The sequence below is a fragment of the Roseivirga ehrenbergii genome, from assembly GCF_001593005.1.
GTDB classification, from domain to species: Bacteria; Bacteroidota; Bacteroidia; order Cytophagales; family Cyclobacteriaceae; genus Roseivirga; species Roseivirga ehrenbergii.
Genome location: NZ_LQZQ01000002.1, coordinates 136,445 through 152,241 on the forward strand (window position 1 = coordinate 136,445; position 15,797 = coordinate 152,241).

The following is a 15,797-nucleotide window of genomic DNA, read 5'->3' on the forward strand; positions in this document are numbered from 1 at the left end:
TGGTCACCCTGAGCTTGACTCAGGGTCTGTCAAAATAGACAGACAATAAGCAGGCGCTGAAACAAGTTCAGAATGACCAATAGCTTTAAGGTAGGCCTTTATTTATATTTCAGAATCTCGGTAAAAATTACTGATACTTCCAATTATTTGATCGTAGATACGGTCTACAAAACCGATGAAAAGAGTTTGAGGAGGTGGCGGAGGCAACTCCTTCAACTTACTCATTTCTATTTCATCGCGGGTAAGCGCCCTAGAGTCTCCGTTAAACGAAGCCCATTCGTGTACCCAAACATCTTTGCTTGGCAACTTACGATTGGTCAAAATTCGGTTCGTATAAGCATCTCTTATTTCGAAATTCATTACCCCCTGAGACGAAAGCGTTTTGCGATTAATCGTTAACTCGGCTTTCACAGTATTATACACATCGTGCTTCACACCTTTGTCGTCAGTAAACTGCCCAACCACTACGCTGTCGCGCTTTACTTCTTTGGTTTTCGATTCAATCAAAGTTTGACCTAAAACGAAATCATCAAATTGCATCGACACGATTTGGTCGGGTTGCAAATCAATCTGCTCTGCTTCATCAACAGTGAAAAACTGAACAAATCGGCCTTGGCTAAATCTATCTAAGTATTCGATTACTCGGTTTTCAAAATACTCATTCGTCAACTCCAAGCTGCGAGAGTGAATGGGAATTGGCTCGATTAAAACCCTAACCGTTCCCATATTTCTAGCGTCAGTCAACAGGCTGTCGATATTTGGTACGTTTCTATCAAAATTGAGCGCAAAATTGAAATGTTTAAAAGCCCTTCTTCCACCTTCAATTGTATTGGTAGCTAAAGCATTATTTCCCAATTCTATCTGGTATTCAGCAGCTTTTCTGGCAGCATCGCTTTCTTCGCTAATATATGATTTTGGCATTACCAGTGACAAACAGGCTGGGCATCGCTGAATTTGACGATAGTAACTGTTCAACTGCTTGTACTGATAGTAAGTAGCTTCCCATTTATTTGGGTCGTTACTAACGGCCAACATGCGGATGTAATCCATATGATAATTGCTCGCCAAACGGTAACCCTCAATCAATACATCCTGCGATTTCTTATTGTCTGGGTTCGATTGTAAACGATTGATGGCACGGTCTAAAGCCGTTTCATAATTGCCTTTTTCGAGTGCGTTTTTTCCTGTAGCACAGCTTACGATAGTCAGCACCATAAGGGCTAAAAGTGAGTGTAAAAAAGTTTTCATAAGCTTTATTGTTTGGTTGAGTAAGCCACTATTCCAAAATGAATGCCAAATTAGTGTTTATTCTTCTCATCTAATTCAATGATCTTAGATTTCATCATTTCGTAAACTTGATTTTTTAGGGCTGGAAGGTCCTCTTGGGTCATATTTTGGGTAGAAATGGGTGGAAGAAAATAATTGTCAATTACACCCGGCTTTAAGCCCAATTGACCTTTAGGCATCAGTCTTTTCGCATCGTGAATAATCAATGGCATAATAGGAGTACCCGTTTCAATGGCCAATCGGAAAGGGCCGTTATAAAAAGGAAGTAGCGGTTTATCGGTATTGTTTCGTGTACCCTCTGGGGCTACCATAATCGAAAGGCCTCGGTTTAAGTTTTTCACCAGCTTCTGAATACTTTTCTTTCTACTTTCTTCGCTGGTACGGTCTACCCATACGGCAAAGCTGCTGGCAATAAACCCAAACAGCGGAATTTTAGCCAGTTCCTTTTTGCCCAAACCTTTTAACGGAACAGGAATGGCCCTTGGAATAGCGGGAGCATCTAAAAACGAAGTGTGATTAATCGTGAAAATATACGGCTGACCGCGTTGAATGAGTTTTCTATTATGGGTTTTAAAATGTATGAAAGAAACCATCGAAAAAAGGAAGACCCAAACACGGGCAAAAAAGTAACTGAGTTTATCCAGTTTATGACTTATCAATCTTGGAATTACTGTAAAAGGAGACAGCGCAATCATAATGGCTACAAACCAAATGGCGCACCAAGCTGTATACAGTATTTGAATCCCTTTTTTCAGCATAAAAACTTTTCTGAAGAATTAGCTAAAATAGTTTTTTTATGTGGAATGCGTCATTAGATTTGAGCGGAAATTAATGACAATTGACCATGATTATTCATCCAAATCATGACTCAATTTAAAGAAAAGGATGACTTCACTCTTTACTTGCAGCCCACACCCTTACCGGTTTGGGCTTTTTTTGTGGATTAGTTTAACTTGAGGCAAATCTTAAAATATGAAATTCGGAAGCGTTGAACACCCAGAGAAAATTGATTTTACTTTACCGAAAGACCACCCCAATACGGCCACGGTTTTAGGGAAGTCAAACGCTAAGGATAAACCCAGTATTTATGTGGGTTGTGCCAAATGGAATAAAACCGACTTAAAGGGCTTTTACCCAAAAGGCACAAAGGATGAACTGACTTACTATGCTACTCAATTCAATAGTATTGAGTTAAACGCCACTTTCTATAATTATAGTAAAAAACAATTTGAAAACTGGTATGGAAAAACACCTGCCGACTTCAAGTTCTTTCCAAAAATTAATCAGATGATCAGCCATAGAAAGCGGTTGAATGATGCGGATCGCTATACTGAAGATTTTATTAATGCCTTGTCGGGTTTGGAGGAGAAAATGGAGCTAACTTTTCTTCAATTGCACGATAATTTTGGACCAAAAAACTGGGATAGGCTAGCGCATTTCATTACAAATTTCCCCAAAGGAATTCCGTTGGCGGTGGAAGTAAGGCACACTGGTTGAATGATGCTGAAGTTGCTGACCGATTTTACGCACTGCTCGAAGAAAACAATGTGACGAATATTATTACCGATACGGCTGGTCGGAGAGATTTGCTTCACATGCACTTGACAACGTCCAAAGCTTTTATTCGCTATGTAGGTGCAAATCATGAAAGTGACTATACACGCTTAGATGATTGGTTCGACCGAATTAAAAGCTGGATTGAAATAGGGGGGTTGGAAGATATTTATTTCTTCGTTCACCAAAACCTTGAGAAGGCCTCGCCTTTGCTTTCGGCCTACTTTATTAAGCGACTGAATAACGAACTGGGTTATAATCTACATGTGCCCGAACAACAAACTGGGCAAACCAATATGTTTTGATTGAGTGGAAGAACAGGTTTTTTAAGAAATGATTCTTTTTACCGCTAAGAACACTGCGTTTTACTAAACTTAAATCGAAGCGCAATCGCTCGGTTGCACCGAGTGATGACTAGAAGTTTGGCTTCAAGCCATCAAGCTAAAAGTCACTCGGCAAAGCCAAGCGACTGAGAGAGAAGCTTTGAAATTTTCAGCAATACAAGTAAGATTTTATTTGGTGAAACGTGAAAAGACCTCTTCGAGGTGACTGTTATAGTGGGCTGTTTTTTCACCGATAAGAACACTGCGTTTCATTAAGCTTAAATCGAAGTGCAATCGCTCGGTTGTACCGAGTGATGACTAGAAGTTTGGCTTCAAGCCAACAAGCTAAAAGTCACTCGGCAAAGCCAAGCGACTGAGAGTTGATATAAAAGCGAGACTAATTTGGAATGTAATTTCTAAGCACCAAAATTATTCGTTCGGCCTCTTCTTGCGTTATCTGCTTCCCAATTATTTCCGTTCGTTTTCCATATTTGAATTGAACATTGACATTTGAAAATCCAAACATGGCCGTTCCAGAAGCGCCAGGGTCATTCCGATAATCGTAAACTTTTAATTCAGTGATATTAGCCATGATATATTCTTTACTCTCCTTTAACTTACCCACATGCTTACTTAACTTAATGTACTTCTCATGAATCTCTACTGTTTCATAACCTAGAGTTGCCCAATAAAAGCCAAACAAATTTTTATATGCTAACCACAGGAACAATAGAAAAGCAACAATAAAGAACGGATGTAAGGTGTCTGTTAGAGCCTGTTCTATGAGTTTACCACACATCACCAAAATACCGACTATAGGAACAACAAGTAGAATTGCAATCAGCGTCTCCTTCCGCTCTGGGCGAATTGTTAATTCAATAAAACCGTCCTTCATGTCTAGCTGGATGCCCATGGATAAAAATTAAGGCCAATCTTAAAGAACAGCCTTTGATATTAATAACTATCGTCTAATGCAAAAATAGGCTTTCGATTGATCCATCTGCCTCGTGTAAAGTCAGGGAATTGAACTGGCTCTCCACCTTGAAGAATAGATTGTTCTGAAAGCGCAGTAACTGCCATCCAAGCAGCACCATCATAGACATCAATTGGCATTGGCGCACCTCTTTTCAGGGCTTCTACAAAAGCATGGAATACGAAGAAGTCCATACCGCCATGACCAGCACCCGAAGCTTTTTCGCCATATTTTTTCCAAAGCGGATGATCGTATTTTTCCATCATCTCTTTGTCAGACTGCCACTGATGTGGTCGGCCTTGCCCTTCTACATAAAGTGATTTATTAATGTCCATCCAAAGTCCTTTGGTACCCTGAAAGCGGAAGCCTAAAGAATACGGCCTTGGAAGGTTAGTATCATGGGTAAGGTTAATGGTTTCACCGTTTACGGTTCTAATCATGGTGGTGACCACATCGCCTAATTTGAAATCTACTTTGGCGTTCGGGTGGTCTTTTCCTCCTTTCGGGTGATTCACAATATAGTCGTGTAAACCTCTGCTTTTCGAACTCATGGAAGTAAGGTAGGCCATTCGGTTACCTCTGTTCAGGTTAATGGCCGTAGCTACTGGGCCTAAACCGTGTGTTGGGTAAAGTTCTGCGTTTCTATGTACCGAATGCGTTGTTCTCCATTTCGATTCGCTATATCCATTTTCACCAAACTCAACCCCTTGTCCATAAGCCGATTTACCATCGTTGAGTTTTACGCCCCTTAGGTCATGTTGATAGCCTCCTTCTAGGTGAATCATTTCACCAAAAAGGTCATCGCGCACCATGTTTAAAACCGCCATTACATCTCTTCTGTAACACACGTTTTCCATAAACATCAAAGGCACACCAGTTTCTTCTTGTGCGTTCACTAAATCCCAGCATTCTTCAATATCGGTAGCGCCAGAAACCTCGAGGGCAACCGCCTTTCCAGCCTTCATGGCCGCAACAGCCATTGGTACGTGCCAAACCCATGGGGTGGCAATATACACCGCGTCTAGGTTATCCATTTCGAGCATCTTGTGGTACGCTTCACCATCACCGTCAAAGCGTACAGGCTTTTTACCTCCGCTTTTTGTAATCATGTCTTCGGCCTTTTGCAAAACCGCAGTGTCTACATCACAAATGGCTACTACTTCAACATCGTCTCTTAATAAGGCTACATTCAATTGGCTTCGACCTCTTTCACCTGTACCAATAAAGCCCATTCTGATAACAGACTTCTTTTGATCTGAAAAAAGCATGGTAGGCGATACAAAAGGCAATGCTGCTCCAACAGTTGCCGTATTTCTAATAAAGTTTCTTCTGGAAAGTGGAGGTGTCATAATTGTCAAAATTTGATTTTCAAATTAAGGTATTTTTTCGAATGATGTAGTCAATAAATTTAACTCCTTCACTCTCAATAGATTAATTCAAATCGTGTGTTAAGGCTATATTAATAAAGCTCCTTGGTCTTGTTTGAGCCATTATTTTACTAACTTATATCAACCTTTCTACTTAATTATTGACCAACCTGATATGGCAAAAGCTAAGACGCTGAGTGAGAAGAAAATTTTCGTACTTGATACTTCCGTAATACTTTTTGAACACATCTCCATCATGAATTTCGAGGAACACGATATTGGGATTCCCATTACCGTGTTGGAAGAATTGGACCAGTTCAAAAAAGGAAATGACACCAAGAATTTTGAGGCCCGTGAGTTTACCCGCTTACTCGATAAGCTGGCGCAGGATAAATCTTTGCAAGACTGGATTCCCCTTAACGGGAAAACCCGCGGTAGCCTGAAGGTGATTATGGAAGCAGGCACGGGAAAAGGAGAACTGGATGCCAATGAGGTTTTTGGAGAAACGAAAAACGACCACCGAATTCTCAATGCCGCCCTGCGCATGCGCGATGAAAACAAAGGCAGAAAAGTAATTCTGGTCAGTAAGGATATTAACCTTCGGTTGAAAGCAAAGTCGATGGGCTTGGCAGCTGAAGACTACGAAACTGGAAAGATTAAGAATGTTCAATCGCTGAGAAAAGGGATGATTGAAATCGAAAAGGTAGATTCTGATTTAGTGAATCACCTTTATGAAGATGGAACGATTGAACCTAAAGAAGTGCTCAAAAGGAAGAAAGCACATCCGAATCAATACTTTATTTTAAAGAGCGATAAGAACTCGGTATTGGCGCATTACAATGTCAATGAAGACTGTATTCAGAAGGTAGACAAACGCCCAGTGTCAGGCATTAAACCGCGCAATGCCGAACAGACTTTTGCAATTCATGCCATTATGAATCCCGATGTTAAACTGGTGACCATTCAGGGCGTAGCAGGAACAGGAAAAACCTTGCTGACTTTGGCGGGTGCTTTGGAACAACGCAGAGAATACAAGCAGATTTATTTGGCCCGACCTATTGTGCCTTTGAGTAATAAAGACATTGGTTATTTGCCGGGTGATATTAAATCGAAGCTAAACCCTTATATGGAACCGCTTTGGGACAACCTCAAATTTATTCAGAACCAATACAAAGAATCGGACAAGGAATTTAAAACCATTACTGATATGGTGGCCAAAGAAAAGTTGATGATTACGCCTCTGGCTTACATCCGTGGACGTAGTTTATCGAACATTTTCTTTATTGTAGACGAAGCCCAAAACCTAACGCCACACGAAATCAAAACGATAATTACCCGAGCAGGCGAAAACACCAAAATCGTGTTTACGGGCGATATCTACCAAATTGATACGCCTTACTTAGACTCACAATCGAATGGACTTTCTTACTTGATCGATAGAGTAAAAGATCATCCGCTCTATGCGCACATTACCCTTGAAAAAGGCGAGAGGTCTGAGTTAGCGAATTTGGCAAATGAGATGTTGTAGGAGCTCTAATATAGTCTTTCAAATTATCGTTTTTCTTTTTATGAATGCCCGAGTCATTATTTTCCATCTATTATTTATTCTTTTCTCATTAGCTCTGTTTGGGCAAAAGAAGATCAATTACCCAACTGTCGAAAAAGCGAATATTTATGATATCTATCATGGTGATTCCATTCATGATCCCTACCAATGGATGGAAAACCTTGAAGACCCAAGACTTAAAGGTTGGCTGGAAGATCAAAAGGACATTCTCGAAAAGAAAAAAAGGCAACATGTCAACACTCAAAATCTAAATGCTCAATTGTATTCCTTGTACTCTAAGACTATTGAAATAGTAGATAGCGACTACGAACCAGAGTTATACTTTGAGAGTGAAAAGTATCAGTTCGATTATAAAACCGTACGAAATGACCGCACGCCTGAATTACTCTTTAAGAGAACTGCGGATAAACGATATCGAGTTTTGTTTAGAATGCGTGACTTAAGACGTAACAAGGACGATAACGTGGTAGTCGAGAATGTGATCATTAACGATGATGAGAACCTAGCTGCTCTATTTGTCTCTTTTAATGGTAGCGATTGGAGGGAAGTCTATTTCTGTGATTTAATAAAAGAAGAGTTACTGCCAGAGAAACTCACTTTTTTACGGAATACTAGTTGGTTGGTCTGGCATGGTAGAAATGTCTATTATGACAGATATAACACTTCTGAAGAGTCAGAAATTACCAAAATAGCACGTGGTCAAAAACTTTTCTTTCATAATGTTGATGAACCACAAGAAAGTGATCGACTTGTTTATACAAATCAAGATACAACTGGTAAAACACATTTTAGATTTCAAAAATTAGGTCCTGAAAAACTTTTCTTTTCCTACAATACGGAATCAAGAAACCGGTTTTATTCTGTGCTCTCAACAGTCAGTTTAATTGACAAGCAATCATTCATTCCAAAAAATTTCTTAGTTTATCCTTCTTCTCAAGATGCAAGCTTCAATCTGGAGGCCATTTTCGGAGATACACTTTTGTTGAGTACAACCTCGGGGGCACCCAATGGTCGAGTCGTAAAGACAAATATCCATCAGGAAAATCAGCTTGCAGAAGTTATTCCTCAGTTTGACATACCCTTAGTGGATGTTCTGAAAATTGATAAAGACAAGGTCGTGGCGATTTACGCTGATAAAGGAACAAATAAAGCCTTGGTTTTCGATACTCAGGGCACTCTGTTAAAAAGTATTGAGGCTCCAGCAGGAAAATACCTTTCAAACGTGGCTCTCGATAAAAAAAGAGAAGGTTATTTAACTTTCACTATATCTTCATTTTATCATCCTGAGTTAAAATTCCACCTCTCTTTGGATAACTTTAAGTTAGAACCTGCCTCTAGGTTAGAGATGCCTTATGATCCTGAAGAATTAGAAACAAAGTATGTGACCTACACCTCAAAGGATGGCACCGAAATTCCAATGTATCTCACAATGAAGAAAGGACTAAAAATGAATGGAAAAAACCCGACCCTTATCTATGGTTATGGCGGATATGGAATCACATTAAGACCGAATTTCGATGAAGCACATACACTCATGATTTTACACGGTGGAATTTTAGCGGTTCCTGCTGTGCGTGGTAGTGGAGAGAAAGGACGGGATTGGGCATTGGAAGGTAGACGACTTAAAAAGCAAAATACGATAGATGATTTTATCAGTGCGGCAGAGTACTTGATAGAAAATAAATACACCTCTTGTGAAAAACTGGCTTTAAATGGCTCATCACATGGTGGGCTAATTATGACTTCAGTAATGATTCAGAGACCAGAACTTTTCAAAACGGTTATTGCTGAAGCAGGGCCTTATGATATGTTAAGATTGGAAAATTACTCGGCTGGATATACTTTCACCAATCTTGATGAATTTGGATCAGTTAACAATAAAACAGATTTCGATAATCTTCTCTCTTATTCCCCGCTTCATAATGTGAAATCGGGTATTAAATATCCAAACTTACTGCTCATTACTGGAGATAGCGATACACGTGTGCCACCTTTTCACACCTATAAATTTCTTGCTACTCTACAGGAAAAAGCATCGAATGAATCATTATACCACCTTTATGTCATCCCTGGGACTGGGCATGATCAAGGCCAAACAAATGCTGATTTTTCTGACTACTTGATATACAAATACTACTTTTTGTTTGATCAGCTTGGCATAGAGTTTTACCTGCCCAGGTAATCTGGGAATTAATACCTCACAGCAATCCTACTTCCTAACTTATTTTACAAAAGACTTGATTTCCTTCCATACAGTTATATAACTTGATTGGAAAGGCTTAAGCCAATGGATTGTCAGATTTGCTGGCGGTGAAAAAAGGAATAAAAATTAAACCACGGAAGGTCATAATGGAGAAGCCGTTAGAAGAGATAAACTGGAGCGTGATTTTAAAAAGTCTATTTAACCCTTATCGCCTTAGCAACTTCAGTAGCTCGCACCCTTAATTCGTCTGTAGATTCTTCCTTTCCATAAGCCAAGGCTACTCCCATTCTGCGGAACGGACGGGTAACGGGCTTCCCGAAAATTCTAAAGTCGGAATCTGGAAAATTTGCAGCTTCTACCAAGCCAGAATATACAGGTTCGGTACCAGCGGATTCGGTTAAAATTACCGCACTGGCTCCGTTGCGCTCTAATTTTATTTCAGGAATAGGCAAGCCCAAAACAGCCCTAGCGTGTAATTCAAACTGATTAAAGTTTTGAGTTCCCGCTAAGGTTACCATGCCGGTATCGTGTGGCCTTGGCGAAAGTTCAGAGAAATAAACATCGTCTTTCGTAAGGAAAAATTCTACACCCCAAATTCCTGCACCGCCTAAAGCAGTAGTCACTTTTTGAGCAATCTTTTGCGCGCGCTGAAGCTGCCCAGAAGATATGGCGGCTGGTTGCCAACTTTCCATATAATCGCCCCTCTCTTGGCGGTGGCCAATGGGTGCACAAAAAAGTGTTTCACCATTTTTCTGTGTTACGGTCAGTATCGTTATTTCGGATTCAAACTTGATAAATTCCTCCACAATCACTTTGCGGGTAGCCTCGCCACGTGCTTTACTTGCAGCCGACCAGGCCATTTCTATATCCGTAATGTCTTTGATCACCGATTGCCCTTTTCCAGAAGAGGACATCAATGGTTTTACCACGCAAGGGAAACCTATTTTATTGACAGAGATAATCAGTTCGTCTAGGCTGGAAGCGTATAAAAATTTTGGGGTGCGTACCCTTAGTTCTGTAGCGGCTAAATCACGAATGGATTTGCGATTCATGGTGAAGTTGGCTGCCTTAGCACTAGGTACCACCTGCATACCTTGTTTCTCATAATCGTATAACCTTTCAGTACGAATGGCTTCAATTTCTGGTACAATCAAATCGGGCTTATGCTTTGCAACAATGCAGTCAAGTTCCTCCCCATCTAGCATATTAATTACCTCGCACTGATGTGCCACTTGCATGGCCGGGGCTTGATCGTAACTATCGACAGCAATAACATGTTGGCCTAACCTTTGGCAGGCGATAACAAACTCTTTACCCAGCTCTCCGGAGCCTAAAAGAAGGATTTTCTTGCGCATAATTTTAGCTTGATTGGTAGACAAAGATAAAATTTATACTCCGAAAATAATCCTTATTTCTAATCTGTTGACTAAGCCTACATAGGTACAATTACATAAATGATGAGAGCATAAATGGCATAAATAAGACCAAGGGTTTGGCTGATATTTTTCTCACGCTTCGGAATGCCCATTTTCTTCACAATACTTACATTCATGCCAATGGCAAAAAGGATAAGCCCTAATGAAATACCCATGGTTACAGAATGATCTTCCGAAGTGATTTTATCAGTTCTCATTCCAACTTCCAAAACAATGGAGGCAAGAAAAAAGGCCAGTGAAGTACGTTGAATATGGTGGTGTTTCATGGAATCCAAAAGTCAAAAATAATGTCGTTCATGCACTTGAAATGTCCCTTCGGGCATTTATCGAAACCGATTTTAGAACAAGGTCGGCAATCCAGTTTCTTGTTTTCTAAAATGGTGAATTTTGTTTGGTAAGGATACATTCCAAACTCAGGAATGGTATTTCCCCAAATGGAAAATATGTTTTTGTTAAAGGCCGCAGCAATGTGCATTAAGCCTGTATCGTGGGTGAACACATGACTGGCACCTTTTAATATAGAAGCCGATTGATTTAGGTTGAATTTTCCGCAAGCATTATAAATAATGGCCTTCTTACCCATTTCCTCTAAAGGCGAAATCATATCTTCCTTGTCGTGTTTTCTGTTGAAGAAGTCTTCGAGCCTTTCGCCATTTTCTACGTCTTCTTTTCCGCCCAAAACCACAATCGGTTTGTTGATTTTATCGCAAAGCTCAATCATCCGATCGATGGGTAGTTTTTTGGTGTGGAGCTGGCCACCTATGGCAAAAGCAATGTATCCGTTGCGGTGCGTTTCAGGAAGCCAGTCTTTTTCTATTTCATCTTTTTCAGGAATAAAATAATCAAGCCCAAGCATGTCTTTCTTCACCCCCAAAGGCTTTACCGTTTCAAAATAACGATCTACAATGTGTACGTTCGGTAGTTTGTTCACTTTGAAATTAACAATCAGCCACTTTTCCCAATTCAGCTTATCGAATGCGTTACTCGGTTTGCCCAAACGGGTTTTTATAATGCGAGTGCGAAGGTTATTATGGAGGTCTACAATGTGGTCGAAGTTCTCTTTCTTCAATTCAGCAATCAAAGGGTTTAAGTCCTTTTCTAGCAAATGCACTTTATCAATGTAAGGGTTGGCTTCTAAAATTGACGCGAAACCCGCTTTTGTACAGAAGTGAATTTCAGCATCATCCAATTGAGTTTTTAGCGCTCGCACAATGGGGGTAGTGAGCACAATATCGCCAATGGATGAAAACCGAAGTACAAGGATTTTTTGCTTAGCCATTCACTGCGATTTTTTGTTTGCGCTCCGCAAAGTACTTCCCGATTTCTTCAGCGCTTAAAGCATTAAATGTCATGTCGGCTGTAAGCCCACCCTTGCGGCCAGCCAGCAAACCATAGTACATATGTTGGTAGCCATCCATTTCGTGTGCATCGGGGTTAATCGCCAGTTTTACACCTTGTTCTAAAGCATAATGTACCCAGCGCCAGTCCAAATCCAGTCGCCAAGGATTGGCATTGATTTCAATCACCACATTGTGTTTTGCACAATGGTCGATTACCAGTTTATGGTCAATCGGGTAGCCTTCTCTTCTGAGCAATAAGCGCCCTGTTGGGTGACCTAAAATGGTAGTATAAGGATTTTCAATGGCTGTTAAAAGTCGTTGTGTGGCCTTTTCAATGTTCATGTTCAAAATTGAATGCACGGAAGCCACAATGAAATCGAAGGTCGCTAAAACGTCATCGGTATAATCGAGCTGGCCATCATAAAGAATGTCAGACTCAATGCCTTTGAAAATTTTAAAGGGCGCTAGTTTTTCGTTCAGTCTGTCAATTTCTTCGTGTTGTTGAATCACACGGTCTTCCTTAAGCCCATTGGCATAAAAAGCCGATTTACTGTGATCGCAAATACCTAGGTATTCATAGCCCAAATCTTTGCAATGTTGCGCCATTTGTTCAAGGCTATGCTTTCCATCGCTGTAAGTGGAGTGATTATGCAGAATACCTTTTAGGTCTTTCATTTCTACCAACTCAGGCAGTTTTCCGTTTTTAGCCGCCTCAATTTCGAAAGTACCCTCGCGCATTTCAGGAACAATTTCGGCCAAACCAGCCGCGGCATAAATTTCTTTTTCCGAAGCAAAGTTTTGCTGTCTTACAATGTCCTTTAAAGTCAGTTTGTCTTTTACTTCTAAGCTGAGGTGCAGATTGCTGCCCGTTCTTAAAAACTGCTCTTTTACAAAGTCTTCCTTTTCGCAGAAAGAAAGTTGAATCGGAATTCTGAGTTCTTTATAATTTCCTCGCCAGGTAATAGGCCCCGATTCTTCAATCACTTGTTCAAAGTTTTCCGCATCATCCAGAGCATCTTCAATGATTTCGATATCATCTGTGCCCACAATCAGGTCAATAACTTCGATGACTTCCATTTTTCTTCGCAGTGCGCCAGTAACTTCAATTTTAATATCTGGAGCTATTTCGAGAATTTCTGCCATTACAATTTCTGCCAGCTTTTCGGCTTCGGCATAATGGAGTTTATTGGCATTAGCCTCTTTAAATTCTAAGGCATTTATAATGGTCTGTTGCGTTTTTTCGCCAAAGCCTTTCAGCTTGGCTACCAAACCAGAATTGGCGGCTTCTTTCAGTTCATGACCACTTTCAATGCCCAATTCCTTCCAAAGCACTTTTATTTTTTTAGGGCCAATGCCCTTCATATCGAGCAACTCGACAATGCCTTCTGGGGTGTTTTTGAGGTACTCTTCTAAAGCAGTAGAAACGCCTCTTTGGTTGATTTCATTAATATTGGCGGCAATACTTTTTCCTACACCGTCAATTTTTTCGAGTTCGGCCAAGGATAAATTGCCCAACTCAATGTCGGTTTTATCCAGATTGAACACCGCATTCTGGTAGCCTCTGATCTTGAAACTGTTTTCATCGTGCAGCTCCATAAGGGCAGCCTGAAGCTTTAATTGTTTAAGGATCGTCTTGTTGTCCAAAGCGGCAATTTTTAGTTCGAAATAAATGGAAGAAAATGTTCTCCTTTTTTAATCATTGAACATTTCCTAAATTCCATCGAAAGCTAATTCAAAAATAAGTCTTTATGAACTATTGGTTGATCAAATCGGAACCGAATACCTACTCTTGGGATGATCTGGTGGCCAAAGGCACCGACCATTGGGATGGTGTGAGAAATTATGCCGCCCGAAATAACATGAAAGCAATGAAAGTGGGCGATTTGGCTTTTTTCTATCATAGCGTAAAGGAAAAGGCGATTGTAGGAATTGCGGAATGCGTAAAAGAATATTACCCCGACCCAACCACAGATGACGACCGCTGGGTAGTAGTAGATTTTTCGCCAAAACAAAAGCTAGAGAAACCAGTAACTTTAGAAGATATAAAGGCTGATGATCGACTTCAAGATATGGATTTTCTTCGCTTGTCTCGCCTTTCAGTTCAGTCCGTTAAAAAAGAAGAATTTGACATCATTCTAGAAAAATCTCAATCCTAATGCGCCAATTCCTCCTCATATCGAGCCTGTTTCTCCTCTCTCAATTTGCCCAAGCGCAAATCGAAAACCATAAAAGGTTTGAGTTGGAATATGAATGGAGGGATGAAGACTACCTCTTAATTTCAAATGAACAGTTGGGCCTAACGTTAGTACAAGCAGATTACAGAGGGCTAAAAGAGTACACGCTATCTATTAAGCAGTTAGATACAGAGTTTAATCAGAAGTGGGAAAAGGTAGTAATGATAAAAAGGGGTTTCGAACTTTTGGGTTATCATTATGTACATGATAAAACTTACTTAATGCTTCAGGAATTTCCAAGCAGGTTCAAAATCAAAATACTGAGTATTGATAACCGAACAGGAGATATTAAAGAGTATAACCCTAAAGAAGTTTTAGAGCTAGACATTCAAGAGTTTGAAGTTATCCAAAACACGGCTGTTATAGGCGGCTATTTTGAATCTAGGCCCGTGGTTTTTGCGCTTGATTTAGAAAATGACAAGATTAAGACGCTCTCCAATGTTTATCAGAATGAATCCAAACTGCTTGAAGTTAGGGTTAATAATGACAGCCTCACTTTTAATGTGTTGGCAACAGAATATAACCGGGGTCGAGATCAGACCATTATGGTAAACACCTATGATTATTTAGGCAACTCTATTCGTGACTATAAAATAGAAACGCAAAAAGACTACCACCTTACATCAGCGATTTCCTCTTCAATAAACGACATTTCGCAAGTGGTTGTAGGGGTTTATTCTTATAAAGCCACAAATAGCCCAGCAGGTATATTTATCAACCATGTAGATAGAACCGGCCTGCAAACCATGAAATACTATGGCTTTGGTGAATTAGAACACTTCTTCTCTTATTTGGGAGAAAAAAAGGCCAACCGTTATAAAGAAAAGGCAGAAGCCACCAGAAAAAAAGGCAAGGAGGTCAGGTACAGGGTTCAGCCCCTATTTGCTGAAATGATTGAAGATGAAGATCAACTTGTCGTTTTTGGAGAATTTCTAAGAAGCTACAACCATGATACTGGAAGTTACGCATGGGCAGGAACAAATTATCCAACAGGGTTTAGAAGCCAAGGTGCGAATACCGATAACAACTCGCAAGAAAGAGCCTCATTTCAATTCACCCATGCCTATAGCCTTGTTTTAGATAAAAAAGGGAACATTCAATGGGACGATTGGATGGAAGTTCCGAAAGATGGAAAGGGGATTCCTGAACCTTTTGGAGACTTCAATTGGAATGCGAACCAAGGAACCTATTTCTATTATTTTGAAAAAGAGGTTCACGCCAAGGCGATGGACGGTGAAGAAGACAATGATGTGATTGTAGATAATGTTCAATTGAGTGACCCAGAAGACAAACTAAGATATGAGAGTGAAAACAGCTCAGGAACTTTACGTTGGTACAACAATTATTTTATCGTTTATGGCGTACAGAGCATTCGCTCTGGAGAGAATAATGGTGAATTGAGAAAGGTTTTCTTCATCAATAAAATTTCATTAAACCCAAACCAAAAAGGAAATGGCATCGATTAATTGACATGAATCGTTCCAGTAGCCAATCCTTTTAGTATCTTTGACAC

The 15,797-nt window shown here is 40.1% G+C and carries 12 protein-coding genes and 1 pseudogene; 5 read left to right on the forward strand and 8 right to left on the reverse strand.

The window, feature by feature from the left end:
- Positions 1–102: 102 nt before the first annotated feature.
- The gene (locus tag MB14_RS02595) at positions 103–1,248 is read right to left on the reverse strand and encodes a hypothetical protein (RefSeq protein ID WP_062588408.1); all 1,146 of its coding nucleotides are present in this window, start codon (positions 1,246–1,248) and stop codon (positions 103–105) included.
- A gap of 50 nt (positions 1,249–1,298) precedes the next feature.
- The gene (locus tag MB14_RS02600) at positions 1,299–2,045 is read right to left on the reverse strand and encodes a lysophospholipid acyltransferase family protein (protein ID WP_062588410.1); all 747 of its coding nucleotides are present in this window, start codon (positions 2,043–2,045) and stop codon (positions 1,299–1,301) included.
- A gap of 214 nt (positions 2,046–2,259) precedes the next feature.
- Here MB14_RS02600 and MB14_RS02605 point away from each other — a divergent pair.
- Positions 2,260–3,146: pseudogene (locus MB14_RS02605) on the forward strand (DUF72 domain-containing protein).
- Positions 3,147–3,561: 415 nt separating this feature from the next.
- On the opposite strand, the gene MB14_RS02610 reads toward MB14_RS02605, so the two are convergent.
- Complete coding sequence (locus tag MB14_RS02610; RefSeq protein ID WP_062588412.1) at positions 3,562–4,077, reverse strand: hypothetical protein; 516 nt, start codon at positions 4,075–4,077, stop codon at positions 3,562–3,564.
- Positions 4,078–4,118: 41 nt separating this feature from the next.
- A complete protein-coding gene (locus tag MB14_RS02615; RefSeq protein WP_062588414.1) occupies positions 4,119–5,486 on the reverse strand; it encodes a Gfo/Idh/MocA family protein in 1,368 nt (455 codons plus the stop codon).
- Positions 5,487–5,679: 193 nt separating this feature from the next.
- Between MB14_RS02615 and MB14_RS02620 the strand changes: the two genes are divergently transcribed.
- Together MB14_RS02620 and MB14_RS02625 are read left to right on the forward strand one after the other, a co-directional pair.
- Positions 5,680–7,032: a PhoH family protein gene (locus tag MB14_RS02620; RefSeq protein WP_062588416.1), complete on the forward strand. Its 1,353-nt coding sequence runs from the start codon at positions 5,680–5,682 to the stop codon at positions 7,030–7,032.
- A 40-nt stretch (positions 7,033–7,072) separates the two neighbouring features.
- A complete protein-coding gene (locus tag MB14_RS02625; protein ID WP_062588419.1) occupies positions 7,073–9,253 on the forward strand; it encodes a prolyl oligopeptidase family serine peptidase in 2,181 nt (726 codons plus the stop codon).
- Positions 9,254–9,468: 215 nt separating this feature from the next.
- Here MB14_RS02625 and purT read toward each other — a convergent pair whose 3' ends face one another.
- The 4 genes from purT to polX all read right to left on the reverse strand — a co-directional run bounded on the left by purT (position 9,469) and on the right by polX (position 13,694).
- The gene (gene purT / locus MB14_RS02630; protein ID WP_062588421.1) at positions 9,469–10,629 is read right to left on the reverse strand and encodes a formate-dependent phosphoribosylglycinamide formyltransferase; all 1,161 of its coding nucleotides are present in this window, start codon (positions 10,627–10,629) and stop codon (positions 9,469–9,471) included.
- Positions 10,630–10,706: 77 nt separating this feature from the next.
- The gene (locus MB14_RS02635) at positions 10,707–10,976 is read right to left on the reverse strand and encodes a hypothetical protein (RefSeq protein WP_062588423.1); all 270 of its coding nucleotides are present in this window, start codon (positions 10,974–10,976) and stop codon (positions 10,707–10,709) included.
- A complete protein-coding gene (locus MB14_RS02640) occupies positions 10,973–11,989 on the reverse strand; it encodes a glycosyltransferase family 9 protein (protein ID WP_062588425.1) in 1,017 nt (338 codons plus the stop codon). The genes MB14_RS02635 and MB14_RS02640 overlap by 4 nt, the downstream gene beginning before the upstream one ends.
- A complete protein-coding gene (gene polX / locus MB14_RS02645; protein WP_062588427.1) occupies positions 11,982–13,694 on the reverse strand; it encodes a DNA polymerase/3'-5' exonuclease PolX in 1,713 nt (570 codons plus the stop codon). The genes MB14_RS02640 and polX overlap by 8 nt, the downstream gene beginning before the upstream one ends.
- Positions 13,695–13,798: 104 nt before the next feature.
- Here polX and MB14_RS02650 point away from each other — a divergent pair, with 104 nt between their 5' ends.
- Both MB14_RS02650 and MB14_RS02655 read left to right on the forward strand, forming a co-directional pair.
- Entirely contained in the window at positions 13,799–14,206 is a 408-nt protein-coding gene (locus tag MB14_RS02650; protein ID WP_062588430.1) for an EVE domain-containing protein, read from the forward strand.
- Positions 14,206–15,750, forward strand: coding sequence for a hypothetical protein (locus MB14_RS02655; protein ID WP_062588431.1), 1,545 nt, complete (start codon positions 14,206–14,208; stop codon positions 15,748–15,750). Before MB14_RS02650 ends, MB14_RS02655 begins: the two co-directional genes overlap by 1 nt.
- Positions 15,751–15,797: the final 47 nt, after the last annotated feature.